Origin of the sequence: Citrobacter sp. Cpo103 (assembly GCF_030332605.1) — a bacterium.
Classification (GTDB): Bacteria; Pseudomonadota; Gammaproteobacteria; order Enterobacterales; family Enterobacteriaceae; genus Citrobacter; species Citrobacter portucalensis.
On record NZ_JAOWHO010000032.1, the window covers coordinates 15,475 to 35,584 of the forward strand.

A 20,110-nucleotide genomic window follows, 5' to 3' on the forward strand; every position below is an offset into this window, starting at 1 on the left:
CCGGCCTACGCGTTTATATCCTGTAGGCCTGATAAGTGAAACGCCATCAGGCATGGCATCACGCAGCAGCAACCACTTCATAGGAATGGGTAATATTCACTGCCTTTTCCAGCATCAACGCTACGGAGCAGTATTTTTCCGCTGAAAGATCGACGGCGCGGGAGACAGACGCATCTTTCAGATCGTTACCCGTTACGATGAAATGCAGGTTGATGTGGGTAAACAGGCGCGGCGCTTCATCACGACGCTCTGAAGTCAGTTTCACTTCGCAGTTGGTCACATCCTGACGACCCTTTTGCAGGATCGATACCACATCAATCGCGCTACAACCGCCAGCAGCCATTAATACCATTTCCATCGGGCTCGGCGCTTTATCACCGGAGTTACCGTCCATCAAAATTTGGTGACCAGAGGCGGACTCACCGAGGAAGGTTAACCCCTCAACCCACTTTACACGCGCTTGCATATTTCGTAACTCCAATGTTTCAATTTTCCTGACAGATTACGCGCACATAACAATTCTCGCAACGGAAGGCGACCTGCGTCATGCTGAAGCGAGACACCAGGAGACACACGGCGAAAGCTATGCTAAAACAGACGGGATGCTACAGTAATACATTGACGTACTGCATGTATGCAGAGGACATCACATTACAGGCTGCAGTATATTTTTGACAGCCCCTTTCCCAGGTAGCGGGAAGCATATTTTTGCAAACCCAGAGGCAGCGTCGTTTTCTGGCTCTGGAGACAGCTTATAACAGAGGATAACCGCGCATGGTGCTTGGCAAACCGCAAACAGACCCGACTCTCGAATGGTTCTTGTCTCATTGCCATATTCATAAGTACCCATCGAAGAGCACGCTGATTCACCAGGGTGAAAAAGCGGAAACGTTGTATTACATCGTTAAAGGCTCCGTGGCAGTGCTGATCAAAGATGAAGAAGGGAAAGAAATGATCCTTTCTTATCTGAATCAGGGCGATTTTATTGGTGAATTAGGCCTCTTCGAAGAAGGTCAGGAACGTAGCGCCTGGGTACGTGCCAAAACCGCATGTGAAGTCGCTGAAATTTCCTACAAAAAATTTCGCCAATTAATCCAGGTCAACCCGGATATTCTGATGCGCCTGTCTTCTCAGATGGCTCGTCGTCTGCAGGTCACGTCTGAAAAAGTGGGCAACCTTGCCTTCCTCGACGTAACCGGTCGTATCGCGCAGACTCTGCTGAATCTGGCGAAACAGCCTGATGCGATGACCCACCCGGACGGCATGCAGATTAAAATCACCCGTCAGGAAATCGGCCAGATCGTTGGCTGCTCCCGTGAGACCGTCGGTCGTATTCTGAAGATGCTGGAAGATCAGAACCTGATCTCCGCGCACGGTAAGACCATCGTCGTCTACGGCACGCGTTAACCCCATCGAAGTGGCGCGTTACCCAGTAATGCGCCACTTTTGTTTACTCCGATGTGGCGAAGACTGATATACCACCCAGAGATCAACTACGCACTACGACAAACGCTGGTGCTATGTTTACCTGTGGCTGTTGGTCTGATCATCGGTCAGCTTCATTTGGGGCTTCTCTTTTCCCTCGTCCCTGCCTGCTGCAACATTGCCGGTCTTGATACTCCGCACAAGCGCTTTTTCAAACGCTTAGTCATTGGTGCATCGCTGTTTGCCGGGTGCAGTTTGATCATGCAGTTACTGCTTGCGCAAACTATACCGTTACCATTGATCCTCACCGGCCTGACGCTGATTCTTGGCGTAACCGCCGAGCTAAGCCCTTTGCATGCGCGATTACTGCCAGCCTCGCTTATCGCGGCGATTTTCACGCTCAGCCTGGCCGGGAATATGCCCGTCTGGGAGCCACTGCTGATCTACGCGCTGGGCACGTTATGGTACGGCCTGTTCAACTGGTTCTGGTTCTGGATGTGGCGCGAGCAACCGCTCCGCGAATCGCTCAGCTTGCTGTACCGTGAATTAGCCGATTACTGTGAAGCCAAGTACAGCATGCTGACCCAGCATGCCGACCCAGAAAAAGCGCTGCCTCCCCTGCTGGTTCGCCAACAAAAGGCAGTGGATCTGATTACCCAGTGCTATCAGCAAATGCATATGCTGTCGGCACATCACAACAACGAATACAAACGACTGCTGCGAGCCTTTCAGGAGGCGCTGGATTTACAGGAGCATATTTCCGTTAGCCTCCACCAGCCAGAAGAAGTGCAAAAACTGGTTGAGCGTAGCCACGCGGAGCAGGTAATTCGCTGGAACGCGCGAACCGTCGCCGAACGCCTTCGGGTACTGGCCGATGATATTTTGTATCACCGCTTGCCGACCCGTTTCTCGATGGAAAAGCAGATTGGCACGCTGGAGAAAATCGCCAGGCAGCATCCGGACAATCCGGTGGGGCAATTTTGCTACTGGCACTTCAGCCGTATTGCCCGCGTGCTACGGACCCAGCGTCCGCTGTATGCCCGTGACTTAATGGCTGACAAGCAGCGCCGGTTGCCGCTGATCCCTGCCCTGAAAAACTACCTGTCGTTGAAATCCCCAGCGCTGCGCAATGCCGGACGCATCAGCGTTATGTTGAGTATCGCCAGCCTGATGGGCAGCGCCTTACACCTGCCAAAGCCTTACTGGATTTTGATGACAGTCCTGTTTGTTACGCAAAATGGCTACGGGGCGACCCGGGTGCGCATCTTACACCGTTCCGTAGGTACGCTCGTTGGACTGGTTATTGCCGGCGTCACGTTGCACTTTCATATTCCCGAAGGTTTCACGCTGGCGGCCATGCTGCTGATCACCCTGGTGAGCTATCTGATCATCCGTAAAAACTACGGCTGGGCTACCGTCGGTTTTACGGTAACGGCGGTATACACCCTGCAACTGCTGACGCTGAACGGGGAAGAGTTTATCGTGCCGCGGTTTGTCGATACGGTCATTGGCTGCTTAATCGCCTTTGGCGGCACGCTCTGGCTGTGGCCACAGTGGCAGAGCGGTCTGCTGCGTAAGAACGCCCACGATGCGTTAGAAGCCGACCAGGAGGCCATTCGTCTGATCCTCAGCAACGATCCACAGGCCACGCCGCTGGCGTATCAGCGCATGCGCGTCAACCAGACGCAAAACACGCTGTTCAACTCGCTGAACCAGGCAATGCAGGAGCCAGGATTTAACTCGCACTACCTCGCAGACATGAAACTGTGGGTCACGCACAGCCAGTTCATCGTCGAACACATCAACGCGATGACCACGCTGGCAAGGGAACATACGATGCTGACGCCGGATTTGGCGCAGCGGTATCTGGAGTCCTGTGAAATTGCGCTCCAGCGCTGTCAGCAACGGCTGGAATATGATGGGCCGGGAAGCTCGGGAGATGTGAATATTCTCGAAGCGCCAGAGATGCTGTCCCATGGTCCGTTAAGCACCCTTGAGCAGCATCTGCAGCGGGTTCTTGGGCATCTGAACACCATGCATACTATTTCGTCGGTAGCATGGCGTCAGCGACCGCACCACGGGATCTGGCTGAGCCGCCGGTTGCGGGATATGAAGGGTTAAGCTCGACTGCCGGATGCGCTACGCTTATCCGGCAGTCGAATCACAGCTTACCCTGTACGCCATCCGGCAATCAGCCCACCACTTTCGCTACCGCCTGCGCGAAGCGCTGCATCCCTTCATCGATATCCGCCTGCTCCACCACCAGCGACGGCGCGAAACGCATCACGTCCGGCCCGGCGTTCAGTACCATCACGCCTTCGTGCGCGGCGGCATAGAGAAAATCGCGCGCCCGGCCTTTAAACTGCGGCTTCAGCTCGGCGCCAATCAGCAGCCCCATCCCGCGAATATCGCTGAAAATGTCGAACTGTTGATCAATCTTGCGCAAATGCTGGACAAACGCCTGACGCCGGGCCTGAATGCCTCCCAGCACGTCCGGCGTGTTGATGATATCAAACGCTGCCCCCGCTACCGCACAGGCCAGCGGGTTACCGCCGTAAGTGGAGCCGTGCGAGCCCACGTGGAACGCGGAGGCAATCTCTTGAGTGGTCAACACCGCGCTCACCGGGAAGCCGCCACCGAGCGCCTTCGCGCTGGTGAGGATATCCGGCGTCACGCCGTAGTGCATATAGGCAAACAAATCGCCGGTACGCCCCATCCCGCTCTGCACTTCATCAAATACCAACAGCGCCTGGTGCTGGTCACAAAGTTCACGCAAACCTTGCAGGAATTCCGGCGTTGCCGCAGTGACGCCGCCCTCTCCCTGAATAGGCTCAACCACCACCGCGCAGGTGTGATCGTCCATCACCGCTTTGACCGCATGCAGATCGTTAAACGGGACATGGATGATATCCGCCGGCTTTGGTCCAAAGCCGTCGGAGTATTTCGGCTGCCCGCCAACGGATACGGTAAACAGCGAACGGCCGTGAAACGCATTATGGAAGGCAATGATTTTGGTTTTGAACGGGCTATGACGCACGCAGGCATAGTGGCGCGCCAGCTTAAAGGCGGTTTCGTTGGCTTCAGTACCGGAGTTCATGAACAGCACGCGCTCGGCAAAGGTCGCATCAATAATTTTACGGCCTAAGCGCAACGCCGGTTCGTTGGTAAAAACGTTGCTGGTATGCCACAGGGTTTCGCCCTGAGTTTTTAACGCCTCAACCAATGCCGGATGGCAATGCCCTAACGCGGTCACTGCAATGCCGCCCGCGAAATCAACATACTCTTTGCCCTGTTGATCCCACACTCGACTCCCTTTTCCTTTTACCGGGATAAACTCAGCCGGTGCATAAATCGGCAGAATCACTTCATCGAATGTCGCGCGCGTAATTGCAGTTTGTTCAGTTGCCATGTCATTACCACCCTGTTAAGCAGAAACGCCAGTGAAATTATAATCACAAAATATGAATAAAAAATCACTGAATAGCAACTACAAATCAGCGATTGAGGAAATTAGCCAGTAGCTGATGCCCCTGTTCGCTGAGAATACTCTCCGGGTGAAACTGTACCCCTTCCATATCCCACTCGCGGTGACGAATGCCCATTATCTCCTGCGTTTCACTCCAGGCTGTTACCTCAAAGCACTCGGGAAGCGTCTCAGGGGCAACCACCAGAGAGTGGTAGCGCGTCACCGTTAATGGGTTAGCGAGTCCCTGAAAAACACCCTGCCCGGTATGGGTAATCGGCGAGGTTTTACCGTGCATCACTTTAGCCGCCCGAACTACGTTCGCGCCAAAGGCCTGCGCCATCGCCTGGTGACCAAGACAAACACCCAACAAGGGAAGCTTACCGGCGAAATGACGAATAACGTCCAGTGAGATACCGGCGTCATCCGGCGTGCATGGCCCTGGGGAAATCACGATTTTTTGCGGGTTCAGCGCGTCGATTTGCGCCAGCGTCAGATCGTCGTTGCGCCGGACAAGGACATCAGCGCCCAGTTCGCAGAAGTATTGGTACAGGTTCCAGGTAAAAGAATCATAGTTATCAATAAGCAGGATCATGGCGGCTCCGGTACATAAGAACCGCGCTATTCTACTCAGTTTCCGGGGCTTCGCTTACCACTTTACGAAATATCGCCCGCAATGCAGACAGGTCACCCATCGCCCCGCTCTGATTAGCCTGATTCCACTCTTCAACCGGAATGCCATCCCAGCTCAGCATATACCCGGCATGAATCGCTAACTGTTCGAAGAAAATACGCTGCGCCAGGCCACTGCCAATGCGAAACGGATGCAGCACATTGATTTCGCAATAATAGTGCGCAAGACGATCGACAAACTTGTCTTCCGGCAATCCCACCAGCCAGGACTCATCTTCCAGGTCCTGCATCAGCGCATTGCCCTCTTTCTCGATATAGGCGAAATGGCAAAAGCGAGTATCGCCCTGGTAAATATCGACTTCGCGCAGGAGTCCCGCCCAGTCAAAAATATCCCGATACAGCTGGCGATGAATGGCGCACAGGTGCGGTAAGCCCCGTTTAAGCGGCCCCAATTCGATAGTCGCCGCACGCAGCGCTGTCAGTTCATAAGCCGCCTGCGCTAAACGCTGCGCCTGATGAATCCCCAGACGGTTACGCATGACATTCAGGCCCGGATATAAATACGGGTCGCGACCATCACCGAATTTATCGCTCATAGTGCCTCCTCAGCTCTTCAAGACGCGCCAGAGCGTCTTCAGCACTCAGAGTAACCCGCGGAATATCTACGCCTTCCAGCCGTCGGCTGGCCTGGAAATTGGCGTTTCGCCGTTGTTCCCACAGCCTGGACTTTTGTTTATCGGTGAGTTTTTTCACGTGACCTCCCTGAATGAGCCGACACTTGCCACAAGTATAAGCAGCAATTTCGGGTTACGCAGAGAGAGGGGTGAACGCGGGCAAGAACTACCCGCGCAAGATACGATTACGGCAGGACTTTAGCAGAAAGGATAACAATCGGTTTTGACGGGACATTCTGGTATGGACCGACATCATGGGTCTGTACCTGAGAGATCTTATCCGCGACATCCATACCTTTCACAACTTTACCAAAAACAGCGTAGCCAAAGTCGCGCTGGCCGTGATCGAGAAAAGCGTTATCTGCAATGTTGATAAAGAACTGGCTGGTCGCGCTGTCTTTATCCGCTGTACGCGCCATAGCAATCGTGCCGCGAGTGTTACGCAGTCCGTTATCGGCTTCATTCTTGATTGGCGGATTAGGTTTCTTCTGCTGCATCTGCTCGGTAAAACCGCCGCCCTGCACCATGAAGCCTGGGATCACACGGTGGAACGTGGTGTTGTTATAGAAACCACTGTTGACATAATCGACAAAGTTTTGCACTGAAACCGGGGCTTTCTGACTGTTCAGCTCCAGCTCAATGTTACCGGCAGAGGTTGTCAGCAGAACATGCGGGTCACCTTTTGCTGCCAGTGCTGCGGGAGAGAGAGCAGAAAGAGCGAGAACAGCTGCAACAGCCGCCAGAGTCGATTTGAGCATGAGAATTCCTTAACAAGAGCAGAAATGAAGCAAGTGAATTGATTCTAAAGAGCCTTCAAGGACAAGGCCATCCCTTTACTTAATTTTACGTACCTGAAACAAATGTAACCTCATGGCTGCAAGTATCAATGTGATCAAGATCACATAGAAAAATGTAACGTACCAAGTTATTACCAATAAATATTTAAATGCGTCACTAAAGCGCCTAAAATCTGCCCGCTCACGGCGCAGTCAATGCGCCTTACACTTCTATACAGGCCAGTCATGACTAACAGCAATCGCATCAAGCTCACATGGATTAGCTTTCTCTCCTACGCCCTGACAGGTGCGTTGGTAATTGTCACCGGGATGGTGATGGGAAACATCGCAGATTACTTCCATTTGCCCGTTTCCAGCATGAGTAACACCTTCACCTTCCTGAATGCCGGCATTCTGATCTCTATCTTTCTGAATGCATGGTTAATGGAAATCGTGCCACTGAAAACCCAGTTGCGCTTCGGCTTTATTCTGATGGTACTGGCCGTTGCCGGACTGATGTTCAGCCATAGCCTGGCCTTGTTCTCCGCCGCCATGTTTGTATTGGGTCTGGTGAGCGGTATTACCATGTCGATTGGTACGTTCCTGGTAACTCAAATGTACGAAGGTCGCCAGCGCGGTTCCCGCCTGCTGTTTACTGACTCTTTCTTCAGCATGGCCGGCATGATTTTCCCGATGGTTGCCGCGTTCCTGTTAGCGCGCAGCATCGAATGGTATTGGGTCTATGCCTGCATCGGCCTCGTATACGTCGCCATTTTCCTGCTGACCTTCGGTTGTGAATTCCCGGCACTGGGTAAACACGCTCAGCAGTCAGACGCGCCGGTAGTAAAAGAAAAATGGGGGATTGGCGTGCTGTTTCTGGCGATCGCTGCACTGTGCTACATCCTCGGTCAGTTGGGTTTTATCTCCTGGGTCCCGGAGTACGCCAAAAGTCTGGGCATGAGCCTGAACGATGCGGGTAAACTGGTCAGCGACTTCTGGATGTCTTACATGGTTGGCATGTGGGCATTTAGCTTTATTCTGCGTTTCTTCGATTTGCAGCGCATCCTGACCGTACTGGCGGGTCTGGCTACCGTCCTGATGTATCTGTTTATCACCGGTACGCCAGAGCATATGCCGTGGTTTATTATGACGCTGGGCTTCTTCTCCAGCGCGATTTATACCACCATCATTACCCTTGGCTCCCAGCAGACGAAGGTCGCCTCACCCAAACTGGTTAACTTCGTTCTGACCTGCGGCACCATCGGCACTATGCTCACTTTCGTCGTCACCGGCCCTATCGTGGCACACAGCGGCCCGCAGGCGGCATTGCAAACGGCTAACGGCTTGTATGCGGTTGTATTCGTGATGTGCTTTATTCTTGGATTCGTCACGCGTCATCGCCAGCATAACGCCCCAGCAGCGCATTAATCTCACTGCCGGATGGTATCCACATCATCCGGCATATTTTCTCCTCTCTTCTTTCACTGGTCATGTAGGCCAATTCTTACAAAAACCCCTTAATTTGTACGCTATTTATACAAACACGAAAACCCAAATAATTCCGTCACTTATAAAAATGCTGACAAATCAGTTATATACCTCTTAAGGAGTATATAAGGGCGAATTTGATTTGCATCAATAAGCGCGGTTGCTGAATCGTTAAGGTAGGCAGTAATAGAAAAGAAATCGAGGCAAAAATGAGCAAAGTCAGACTCGCTATTATCGGTAATGGTATGGTCGGCCATCGCTTTATTGAGGATCTTCTTGATAAATCCGACGCTGCCAATTTTGATATTACCGTCTTCTGTGAAGAACCCCGCAAAGCGTACGACCGCGTACACCTGTCTTCCTACTTCTCCCACCACACCGCTGAAGAGCTTTCTCTGGTGCGTGAAGGATTCTACGAGAAGCACGGCGTTAAGGTGTTAGTGGGCGAGCGCGCAATTACCATTAACCGCCAGGAGAAGGTGATCCACTCCAGCGCAGGTCGTACGGTTTACTACGATAAGCTGATCATGGCGACGGGCTCTTACCCGTGGATCCCACCGATTAAAGGTTCGGAAACCCAGGACTGCTTCGTTTACCGCACCATCGAAGACCTCAACGCCATTGAGTCTTGCGCACGCCGCAGCAAACGCGGTGCCGTGGTCGGCGGTGGTCTGCTGGGCCTGGAAGCCGCCGGTGCGCTGAAAAGCCTCGGCGTTGAAACCCACGTGATTGAATTCGCCCCAGTGCTGATGGCTGAACAGCTGGATCATATGGGTGGCGAGCAGTTACGTCGCAAAATTGAAAGCATGGGCGTGCGTGTGCACACCAGCAAAAACACCAAAGAGATCGTTCAGGAAGGCACCGAAGCGCGCAAAACCATGCGTTTTGCCGACGGCAGCGAACTGGAAGTTGATTTCATCGTCTTCTCTACCGGTATTCGTCCACGCGACAAACTGGCCACCCAGTGCGGCCTGGACGTCGCCCCTCGCGGCGGTATCGTCATTAACGACACCTGCCAGACCTCTGACCCGGACATCTATGCTATCGGCGAATGCGCCAGCTGGAACAACCGCGTGTATGGTCTGGTCGCTCCGGGCTACAAAATGGCGCAGGTTGCCGTTGACCATATTCTCGAGACCGAAAACGCCTTTGAAGGCGCGGACCTGAGCGCCAAGCTGAAGCTGCTCGGCGTTGACGTCGGCGGTATTGGCGACGCGCATGCGCGCACGCCGGGCGCACGTAGCTATGTCTATCTCGACGAAAGCAAAGAAGTCTACAAACGCCTCATCGTTAGCGAAGATAACAAAACCCTGCTCGGCGCGGTTCTGGTGGGCGATACCAGCGATTACGGCAATCTGCTGCAACTGGTGCTGAACGCCATCGAGCTGCCGGAAAACCCGGATTCACTGATTCTGCCAGCACACGCGGGCAGCGGTAAGCCGTCTATCGGTGTCGATAAACTGCCGGATAGCGCGCAGATTTGCTCCTGCTTCGATGTCACCAAAGGCATGCTGATTGCCGCTATCAACAAAGGCTGTCATACCGTTGCGGCGCTGAAAGCGGAAACCAAAGCGGGTACCGGTTGCGGTGGGTGTATCCCACTGGTAACGCAGGTCCTGAACGCCGAACTGGCGAAACAGGGTATCGAAGTTAACAACAATCTGTGCGAACACTTCCCGTACTCACGTCAGGAACTGTTCCATCTCATCCGCGTAGAAGGCATCAAAACCTTCGAAGAGCTGCTGGCAAAACACGGGAAAGGCTACGGCTGCGAAGTGTGTAAACCGACCGTCGGTTCCCTGCTGGCTTCCTGCTGGAATGAGTACATCCTCAAACCACAGCACACGCCGTTGCAGGACACCAACGACAACTTCCTGGCGAACATCCAGAAAGACGGTACTTACTCCGTGATCCCGCGCTCTGCGGGTGGCGAAATTACCCCTGAAGGCCTGGTGGCTGTGGGCCGTATCGCGCGTGAGTTTAACCTGTACACCAAAATTACCGGTTCTCAGCGTATCGGTCTGTTCGGCGCGCAGAAAGATGACCTGCCGGAAATCTGGCGTCAGCTGATTGAAGCCGGTTTTGAAACCGGTCACGCGTATGCCAAAGCGCTGCGTATGGCGAAAACCTGCGTAGGCAGCACCTGGTGCCGTTACGGCGTCGGCGATAGCGTTGGCTTCGGCGTGGAGCTGGAAAATCGCTACAAAGGCATCCGTACCCCGCACAAAATGAAATTCGGCGTCTCCGGCTGTACCCGTGAATGTGCGGAAGCTCAGGGCAAAGACGTGGGTATCATCGCCACTGAGAAAGGCTGGAACCTGTACGTTTGCGGTAACGGCGGGATGAAACCTCGTCATGCGGACCTGCTGGCCGCGGATATCGATCGCGAAACGCTGCTCAAGTACCTTGACCGTTTCATGATGTTCTACATCCGTACCGCTGACAAACTGACCCGTACCGCACCGTGGTTAGACAATCTGGAAGGCGGTATCGAGTATCTGAAGTCCGTCATCATCGACGACAAGCTGGGCCTGAACCAGCACCTGGAAGAAGAGATGGCTCGTCTGCGTGAAGCAGTGGTGTGTGAGTGGACAGAAACCGTTAACACCCCATCCGCGCAGGTTCGCTTCAAACACTTTATCAACAGCGAAAAACGCGATCCGAATGTCCAGGTTGTGCCTGAACGTGAACAACATCGTCCGGCCACGCCTTATGAGCGTATCCCGGTGACTCTGGTGGAGGAAAACGCATGAGCCAGTGGAAAAACATCTGCAAAATCGATGACATTCTGCCTGCAACAGGCGTCTGCGCCCTGTTAGGTAACGAGCAGGTTGCGATTTTCCGCCCGTATCACAGCGACCAGGTGTTTGCGATCAGCAACATCGACCCGTTCTTTGAGTCCAGCGTGCTTTCTCGTGGGCTGATTGCTGAACATCAGGGCGAATTGTGGGTTGCCAGCCCGCTGAAAAAGCAGCGTTTTCGCTTAAGCGACGGTTTGTGCATGGAAGACGAACAGTTCTCCGTGAAACATTACGAAGCGCGAGTGAAAGACGGCACGGTGCAACTGCGCGGTTAATAAATTTTTGGGAGGCGCAACGCCTCCCCTTTTTTGTATTTTTTTTCATTTTCATTGTTATCACAAAATCATTTGTACTGCATCGCGGCGGCAACTGAGCAAATCCCCAGGAGCATAGTTCACTATGTGACTGGGGTGAGCGAGGGCAGCCAACAAAGAGGCAGGGCAAAGGATGAAGTGAGAAAAGGATAATCAACACATGTTCACAGACACTATCAATAAGTGTGCGGCTAACGCTGCGCGCATCGCACGCCTGTCGGCTAATAACCCGCTCGGATTCTGGATTAGTTCGGCAATGGCGGGAGCCTATGTTGGTCTCGGCATCATTCTTATTTTCACCCTCGGTAATCTGCTCGACCCGTCCGTTCGTCCTCTGGTGATGGGTGCAACCTTTGGTATTGCCTTAACACTGGTCATTATTGCCGGTTCTGAACTGTTCACCGGACATACCATGTTCCTGACGCTCGGCGTCAAAGCGGGCACCATAAGTCACGGCCAGATGTGGGCAATCCTGCCAAAAACCTGGCTGGGTAACCTGGTCGGTTCCGTGTTTGTCGCTCTGCTTTACAGCTGGGGCGGCGGTAGCCTGCTGCCGGTCGATACCAGCATCGTCCATTCTGTTGCTCTGGCGAAAACCACCGCGCCTGCGATGGTGCTGTTCTTTAAAGGGGCACTGTGTAACTGGTTGGTTTGTCTGGCAATCTGGATGGCAATCCGTACCGAAGGCGCGGCAAAATTCCTCGCTATCTGGTGGTGTCTGCTGGCGTTTATTGCTTCCGGCTACGAGCACTCCGTTGCCAACATGACGCTGTTTGCCCTCTCCTGGTTCGGCCATCACAGCGAAGCCTATACCCTGTCAGGAATTGGTCATAACCTGCTGTGGGTGACACTCGGTAATACTTTGTCCGGTGTCGTATTCATGGGATTAGGTTATTGGTATGCTACGCCAAAATCGGAGCGTCCGGCTCCGGCAAAAATCAATCAGCCAGAGGCTGCTGCCAATAATTAAGGGGTAATGTCGTGGATCATTTGCCTATATTTTGTCAACTACGTGACCGCGACTGCTTGATCGTCGGCGGTGGTGATGTCGCAGAACGCAAAGCGCGGTTACTGCTGGAAGCTGGCGCCCGTTTAACGGTTAATGCGCTGGCGTTTATTCCGCAGTTCAAAGTATGGGCAGATGAAAATATGCTGACGCTGGTGGAGGGACCGTTCGATGAGTCCCTGCTCGACACCTGCTGGTTGGCTATTGCCGCCACCGATGACGATGCCGTCAACCAAAGCGTCAGCACCGCAGCAGAATCACGTCGTATCTTCTGCAACGTGGTCGATGCGCCAAAAGCAGCCAGTTTTATCATGCCCTCCATTATCGACCGCTCGCCGCTGATGGTGGCGGTCTCCTCCGGCGGAACATCGCCGGTGCTTGCCCGTCTGCTGCGTGAAAGGCTTGAATCTGTACTGCCTCAGCATCTGGGCCAGGTCGCGCAGTATGCCGGCAAGTTGCGCTCCCGTGTGAAGAAACAGTTTACCAGCATGGGTGAACGTCGCCGCTTCTGGGAAAAATTGTTCGTGAATGACCGCCTGGCGCAGTCGTTGGCGAACAATGACCTGAAAGCCGTCGAGGAAACCACCGAGCAAATGCTCAGCGAACCGCTGGATCACCGTGGCGAAGTGGTGCTGGTTGGCGCCGGTCCTGGCGATGCTGGCCTGCTGACGCTGAAAGGGCTACAGCAGATCCAGCAAGCGGATGTCGTGGTCTATGACCGTCTGGTTTCCGACGATATCATGAACCTTGTACGCCGCGACGCAGACCGGGTATTCGTCGGTAAACGTGCGGGCTATCACTGCGTACCACAGGAAGAGATCAACCAGATTCTGCTGCGTGAAGCACAACAGGGCAAGCGCGTGGTACGACTGAAAGGTGGCGACCCGTTTATCTTTGGCCGCGGTGGCGAAGAGCTGGAAACGCTGTGCCATGCTGGTATTCCATTCTCTGTAGTGCCAGGTATTACCGCAGCCTCCGGTTGTTCTGCCTATTCCGGCATTCCACTGACCCATCGTGATTACGCTCAGAGCGTACGTCTGGTTACCGGACACCTGAAAACCGGCGGTGAGTTGGACTGGGAAAACCTGGCAGCAGAGAAACAAACGCTGGTGTTCTACATGGGACTAAACCAGGCGGCCACGATCCAGGAAAAATTGATCGAATTTGGCATGCAGCCCGATATGCCCGTCGCGCTTGTAGAAAACGGGACTTCCGTGAAACAGCGTGTCGTCAATGGAGAGCTGACTCAGCTAGGAGAGTTGGCACAACAGGTTGAAAGCCCAGCGCTAATTATTGTTGGTCGTGTGGTAGGGTTACGGGATAAATTAAACTGGTTCTCTAATTATTAATTTAAATCATGCCCTGACATTCAGGGCATTTATTTATCTTTTTTTCATTCATTATTTATTCTCAAATCCAGATGAAGAAAAAATGAATTCATTCATCACATAAATACATTTCCGCATGAATTCATAAAAACCGCACAAAACATCCCACTCACATCCCTAACAAGAATAAATAAAATTCACGAATTTAATAAATCATAGTTACCATGATTATTTGTGAAATAGCGTTACCCGAAGACAAACAATATAATATTTACCTCTTGATAAAAATCTATACCTTGCGTCAGATATATAATTAAGGATAAAAATTATGCAAAGGGAAAAACTCATTGCAGTAGGTATTGCAATTGCACTCCAAACTTACTACGTTCCGGCGATAGCCGCCGACAACGACGATGATAGCGATTGCCCCACTAATATATCTGTATTATCTAAAAAAGAACGCGACAAACTTTCAACACGCTGCCTTGCAGACTACGAAGAACAAGACAACCACTGGGGATGGGTGGCTGGAGGTGTCGCAGCACTCGCCGCAGGTGTAGCAATTGGTATCGATAACAATGGTAGTGGGCATTCTCAACATAATAATCCCCCTGTCATTCCGCCTGACGATGGCGGTGACGTTATCCCCACCCCACCCGGTGGCGATGGCGATGTAACTCCGCCTGACGATGGCGGCGACGTTATCCCCACGCCTCCCGATGACGGCGGCGATGTGACTCCGCCTGACGATGGTGGCGACGTTACCCCCACCCCACCCGATGACGGTGGCGATGTGACTCCGCCTGACGATGGTGGCGACGTTACCCCCACCCCACCCGATGACGGCGGCGATGTGACTCCGCCTGATACGACGGTACTCACTTTCAGCAATGGCGTAACGCTGGATAAAGGTAAAGAAACCCTCTCCTTTGACGACCTTAAACTTGATAGCGGCAAACATCTCGGCGGCGCTACTTTCAGTTATGCCAAACAGGGAGATCAATGGCAGTTGACTACCGCAGATGGAAAAATATTGCAGGTCTCTGGATGGAATGTCACCGATGACAATGAAGCTATCATTGAAGGGACGCAGGAAAACGGGCTTTACTGGAAGTACGATAGCCGCGGCTATTTGATTATTGCCGATGCGCAAACAACAGTCATCTCCGGCGATGACGAATCGCATACTGCCGAACGTGGGATAGATATTAGTGGCGAAGGCAAAACCGGCGTTGTTATATCCGGCGACCGAACGAACAATACGCTAAACGGGGATTCCACCGTCAGCGACGGCGCAACCGGCATGGTCATTACCGGCGAAGACACCACCAACACCATTTCAGGCCACTCCACCATCAACGGCGCAACCGGCGCATTAATTTCCGGCGATGGTTCAACGACCCATATCTCCGGCAATATTGATGTCAGCAACGGCAGTACTGGTGTGGTTATTGATGGCGACAACACCACGCTTGATAGTACCGGGACGGCAACCATCAGCGGCGCCGGATCTACCGGGCTGACCATCATGGGCGATAAAGCACGCTTCACTAACGCTGGTGAGTTAAACGTTAGCGAGGGCGGTACAGGGGCAAAAATCAGCGGCGATGATGTCGTCGTGGATAACACTGGTCACTCAAAAGTTGATGGTGAAAACTCAACTGGACTAAATATTGAGGGTAATGGCGCGCTGATCATCAGCGAAGGGGATCAGACTATTACCCGAGGAGGAACGGGTACTCATATTGATGGCAACAATGCTCGTATCGCCAATACAGGTAATATTACCGTTGACGGCATAGGTTCTATCGGTACTGCAATCAATGGCGATAACGCTAGCATAACGCAAGCGGGAGACCTGCTTGTAACCAATGGAGCAATAGGCATTATCGTCAACGGTACGGGTAATAAAGTCAGTAACATTGGCAATACAACAGTACGCGATCAAGACTCTATTGGTTTTACCATTACTGGAGAGCAAGCCACCTTTAGTAATAAAGGGGACATTGATGTCAGCCTGAATGGAACCGGCGCAGAAATTAGTGGAAATAATTCAACCATTAATCTTGATGGCAAGATTAACGTTATTTCAAATGAAGGCAGTGATGGTATTTTCCATGGTGCAACAGGCGTAGTGGTAAGTGGCGATAATGTGACAACAGATATTACCGGTGACGTCAACATACTCAGCACGCATACATCAGAGAGTATACTGGCAAGTGATGAAACGCTCACTGGGGTAACCATCAATGGTGATGACAATAACATCTCGTTAGATGGCGCATTGAATATATCAATGATCGAGCAATATACTAACAACAATCAATACATGGATACAACCGGACTAAGCATCCATGGCGATAATAATACCATCGATATCAGTGGTGGTCTGAATGTTAATTATCAAAACGTATTGCATGATAGAAATTCTTTTGTTGTAGGTATTGATATTGATGGCAACAGTGATGTCTCATTAAGCGGAAATTCACAGGTCAACATTACCGATATTCAGGGCGGAAATGTCGAACTAGCACACGTACAAAATGGTGGTTCATTGACGCTCACTGAAGATTCTAATCTGACAATAAGCGTTAATATTATTAATGCCCCTGTGCGTACCGGCGTATCATTATTACGTGCTGAAGGTAACGGTTCTTCTATTGAAAATAAAGGGTCTATAAATAGCAAAAATGCCGTAACACTAATAGGCGTCGTAGGTGGCGCAACCGCCAAAAACAGCGGTGATATTTCGGTTAGCACCTCAGGAGATGATTATTCGCGTGGTATTGCAATATCAGCGAGTGGAGAAGGCTCAATAGCGGAAAACAGTGCTGGCGGCAATATTACGCTCACCGCAGGTGCAACACCCTATTTTAGTACCAGCGCATATGAGTACCCACAGGCATGGTATAAAAATACACAATATGGCTTACTGGCTTCCGAACAAGGCAGTGTTATCAATGATGCTGGTGCAACTATTTCTGTCGCAGGCGCGGGAGTTTACGCGATGGGCGCCAGTCAGGGCACGGCACAAAACGCTGGGAATATCTACGTTAATGGGTACCAACAGCAGTTGGATGATAATGGGGATGTGATTGGTGAAAACTACTGGCACACAGATAGCCATGAAATCACCAGTGCTGGAATGGTTGCAGGTTCTGACAATATTGGCAGCGGCAATGCGACAGCGATCAACACCGGAACCATTACCGTTAATAACGCCGGATATGGGATGACGGCGATGAGTGGCGGCACGGCTATTAACCAGGGCACCATCAACCTCACAGCAGACGACGGTGTTACTGGCGAAACGAATCAACTGGTCGGCATGGCGGCGTTTTTCGGCGGTACGGTAGTCAATGACAGCACCGGGGTGATTAATATTGACGCAGACTATGGGCAACCTTTCTATGCTGACGCCAGCAGTACCGTCGTGAACTACGGTACAGTCTGCATTGGCGATGACTGCCAGAATAGCGAGTCATATAACCCAACGGATGACTATATCTCTCTGGTCTATGATGATGAGGCCATCGCCAACGTCGGTGAAGCGGTAGATCTCTACAAAAATGCGCTCATCATGGGTGATGTCACCAATAGTGGAACGGTGAATAATAACGCACTTTACCTTAAAGAGAGGGACAGTGCGCTCACAAATACTGCATCCGGCATAATCAACAGCGCCATTCAAATAACCGACGGTACGCTGAACAATGAAGGTACGGTTAATGCCGTCACTGTTAACAGCGGTATATTCAATAATGACGGTACGGTAAACAAAGCGATTACAATGAATGGCGGCACCCTGAATAATCTGCCCGACGGTATAGTACAGCGTAGTGCTAAGCTGAATAATAACGCGGTAGTGAATAATAGCGGTACCTGGTATCTCGGTTACGTAGGGGAAGGTGCATATCAAAGCACATTGGATATTAACGGTAACTCCGTGTTCAACAATAGCGGTGAGCTAATTATTGATAACGCGGAAAATGATGTTAATTTCCGTGACAACAGTCGGCTCTATAACACCGGGCATATCAAAATCAGTGACGCTAAGGGAAGCGCCGGGCTGAACGTTCAGAGCGGCACTGCGGCCTTTATAAACGCCGGAGTCGTCGATGCCACGGCTAAATCCGTGATGGCAAGCGCAGCGAATGCCGGCAGCAGTGATGCCTTTTTCTGGAATCAACAGGCTGGGGTGATTAACTACGATGTGGATAACGGCAAAGCCATCAGCTTTACCCACAGTAACTACGTTGCCGAAAACGATGGCACCATGAATATCAGCGGCAACAACGCTTACGGTATGTACGGCAGCCACAACGCGCAACTGGTGAACAACGGCACCATCAACCTCGGGACAAAAGGCACTACCGACACCGGCATGACGGCAATGGCGCTGGACGCTAACGCCACGGCTGACGCTGTCATTGAGAACAACGGCACCATTAATATCTATGCCAGTAATTCTTACGCCTTCAGCGTTGCGGGGGCGGGTCATGTGGTCAATAACGGCACGGTGGTGATTGCCGATGACGTGACGGGTTCCGGACTGATCAAACAGGGCGACAACGTTAACGTGGAAGGGACTAACGGTAATAATGGCAATTCGACCGAAGTGCATTATGCCGACTACATCCTGCCGGACGTGCCGGATCCCACCGTCTCCAGCGGCAGCTCCTCCTCCTCTTCCGCCACCAACAACCTGAACGGCTACGTGGTCGGCACCAGCGCTGACGGCAGCGCGGGCCAACTGAAAGTCAGCAACGCCAGCATGGACGGCGTGGGCATCAACACCGGTTTCACCGCAGGCACCGCCGATACCACCGTCACCTTCGATAACGTCGTGGAAGGCAACAATCTGACCGATGCTGCCGCCATCACCTCCACTTCGGTGGTGTGGAACGCCCAGGGCAGCCAAGACGCCGACGGCAACGTGGACGTCACCATGACCAAAAACGCCTACGCGGATGTCGCAACCGACAGCAGCGTATCCGATGTGGCAAGCGCCCTGGATGCGGGCTACACCAACAACGAGCTGTATACCAGTCTTAACGTTGGCAGCACCGCTGAACTGAACAGCGCTCTGAAGCAGGTGAGCGGCAGCCAAGCGCATACCGTATTCCGTGAAGCCCGGGTGCTCAGCAACCGCTTCAGTATGCTGGCTGACGCCGCGCCACAGATTAAAGATGGTCTGGCGTTCAACGTGGTGGCAAAAGGAGATCCACGCGCCGCGCTGGGTAACGACACCCAGTACGACATGCTGGCATTGCGCCAGAAACTGGATTTGAGTGAGAACCAGAATCTGACGCTGGAATACGGTATCGCCCGTCTGGATGGTGACGGTTCGAAGACCGCGGGCGACAACGGCCTGACCGGTGGCTACAGCCAGTTCTTTGGTCTGAAGCACAGCATGGCGTTTAATGAAGGTCTGGCGTGGAAGAACAGCCTGCGTTATGACGTGCACAACCTCGACAGCAGCCGTTCTGTCTCTTATGGCGACACCAACAAGGTGGCGGATTCCAACGCACGTCAGCAGTATCTTGAGTTCCGCAGCGAAGGGGCGAAAACCTTCACCATGCTCAACGATACGTTGAAAGTCACGCCGTACGCCGGGGTGAAATTCCGTCATACGCTGGAAGGCAGCTATAAAGAGCGTAGTGCGGGTGATTTCAACCTGTCGATGAACGCTGGCAGCGAAACCGCTGTGGATTCCATTGTCGGAATGAAGTTCGACTATACCGCTGAAAATGGCTGGAGCGCCAGCGCCACACTGGAAGGTGGTCCGAACCTGAGCTACAGCAAAAGCCAGCGTACCGCGTCACTGCAAGGTGCCGCAGGCCAGTCCTTTAGTGTAGACGACGACCAAAAAGGCGGAGGCATCAACGGTCTGGCGACGGTCGGTGTGAAATACAGCGCCAAAGACGCCAGCCTGAATCTGGACGCTTACCAGTGGAAAGAGGACAACATCAATGATAAAGGCTTTATGTTGAATTTCAGAAAAACATTTCGCTAATTAATTAAATCCAGCAGTCTGGTATTACTTATTAATACCAGACTATCTTTATATAAATCAAATTCACCAATCTTATGTTTTATATAAAAAAAGATATGTCCTTTTCTGGACTACTTAAAGTTTATGTTAGTTGATATCTTAACCGCCGAAAAATGGATTTCATCCATTTAAAAATAGATATCTTAC

Annotated in this window: 14 protein-coding genes; 8 read left to right on the plus strand and 6 right to left on the minus strand. The window is 52.2% G+C overall.

Annotated elements, in window-relative coordinates:
- Positions 1–58: 58 nt before the first annotated feature.
- Complete coding sequence (locus tag OGX89_RS12815) at positions 59–466, minus strand: OsmC family protein (RefSeq protein WP_003827750.1); 408 nt, start codon at positions 464–466, stop codon at positions 59–61.
- Positions 467–774: 308 nt separating this feature from the next.
- On the opposite strand from OGX89_RS12815, the gene crp reads away from it, so the two are divergent.
- Both crp and OGX89_RS12825 read left to right on the plus strand, forming a co-directional pair.
- On the plus strand, positions 775–1,407 hold the full coding sequence (gene crp, locus OGX89_RS12820; RefSeq protein WP_000242758.1) for a cAMP-activated global transcriptional regulator CRP: 633 nt from the start codon (positions 775–777) through the stop codon (positions 1,405–1,407).
- A gap of 51 nt (positions 1,408–1,458) precedes the next feature.
- Entirely contained in the window at positions 1,459–3,546 is a 2,088-nt protein-coding gene (locus OGX89_RS12825) for a YccS/YhfK family putative transporter (RefSeq protein ID WP_008786302.1), read from the plus strand.
- Between the two features lie 70 nt (positions 3,547–3,616).
- Here the strand turns inward: OGX89_RS12825 and argD are convergent, their stop codons facing one another.
- The 5 genes from argD to ppiA form a co-directional block, all read right to left on the minus strand.
- Entirely contained in the window at positions 3,617–4,834 is a 1,218-nt protein-coding gene (gene argD, locus OGX89_RS12830) for a bifunctional acetylornithine/succinyldiaminopimelate transaminase (RefSeq protein ID WP_126956353.1), read from the minus strand.
- Positions 4,835–4,919: 85 nt separating this feature from the next.
- Positions 4,920–5,483 (minus strand): aminodeoxychorismate synthase component 2, encoded by a 564-nt coding sequence (gene pabA / locus OGX89_RS12835; protein ID WP_003827711.1) that lies wholly within the window; start codon positions 5,481–5,483, stop codon positions 4,920–4,922.
- Positions 5,484–5,514: 31 nt separating this feature from the next.
- Positions 5,515–6,117 (minus strand): putative adenosine monophosphate-protein transferase Fic, encoded by a 603-nt coding sequence (locus OGX89_RS12840; protein ID WP_003827710.1) that lies wholly within the window; start codon positions 6,115–6,117, stop codon positions 5,515–5,517.
- A complete protein-coding gene (ficA, locus tag OGX89_RS12845; RefSeq protein ID WP_003827708.1) occupies positions 6,107–6,274 on the minus strand; it encodes a FicA/YhfG family antitoxin in 168 nt (55 codons plus the stop codon). Before ficA ends, OGX89_RS12840 begins: the two co-directional genes overlap by 11 nt.
- A gap of 106 nt (positions 6,275–6,380) precedes the next feature.
- Entirely contained in the window at positions 6,381–6,953 is a 573-nt protein-coding gene (gene ppiA, locus OGX89_RS12850; protein ID WP_003023595.1) for a peptidylprolyl isomerase A, read from the minus strand.
- A 264-nt stretch (positions 6,954–7,217) separates the two neighbouring features.
- Here ppiA and tsgA point away from each other — a divergent pair, with 264 nt between their 5' ends.
- From tsgA to OGX89_RS12880, 6 genes are all read left to right on the plus strand, one after another.
- Positions 7,218–8,399 (plus strand): MFS transporter TsgA, encoded by a 1,182-nt coding sequence (gene tsgA, locus OGX89_RS12855; protein WP_048215419.1) that lies wholly within the window; start codon positions 7,218–7,220, stop codon positions 8,397–8,399.
- Positions 8,400–8,668: 269 nt separating this feature from the next.
- Positions 8,669–11,212 carry an NADPH-nitrite reductase large subunit gene (gene nirB, locus OGX89_RS12860; protein ID WP_126956355.1) on the plus strand — a complete coding sequence of 848 codons (2,544 nt, stop codon included), beginning with the start codon at positions 8,669–8,671 and terminating at the stop codon, positions 11,210–11,212.
- Positions 11,209–11,535, plus strand: a complete 327-nt coding sequence (gene nirD, locus OGX89_RS12865; RefSeq protein WP_003023590.1) for a nitrite reductase small subunit NirD — start codon at positions 11,209–11,211, stop codon at positions 11,533–11,535. The genes nirB and nirD overlap by 4 nt, the downstream gene beginning before the upstream one ends.
- Before the next feature lie 199 nt (positions 11,536–11,734).
- The gene (gene nirC, locus OGX89_RS12870) at positions 11,735–12,544 is read left to right on the plus strand and encodes a nitrite transporter NirC (protein WP_008786308.1); all 810 of its coding nucleotides are present in this window, start codon (positions 11,735–11,737) and stop codon (positions 12,542–12,544) included.
- A gap of 11 nt (positions 12,545–12,555) precedes the next feature.
- Positions 12,556–13,929, plus strand: a complete 1,374-nt coding sequence (gene cysG, locus OGX89_RS12875; protein ID WP_126956357.1) for a siroheme synthase CysG — start codon at positions 12,556–12,558, stop codon at positions 13,927–13,929.
- 307 nt (positions 13,930–14,236) lie between these two features.
- Positions 14,237–19,924 carry a pectate lyase-fold domain-containing protein gene (locus OGX89_RS12880; RefSeq protein WP_232397737.1) on the plus strand — a complete coding sequence of 1,896 codons (5,688 nt, stop codon included), beginning with the start codon at positions 14,237–14,239 and terminating at the stop codon, positions 19,922–19,924.
- Positions 19,925–20,110 lie beyond the last annotated feature (186 nt).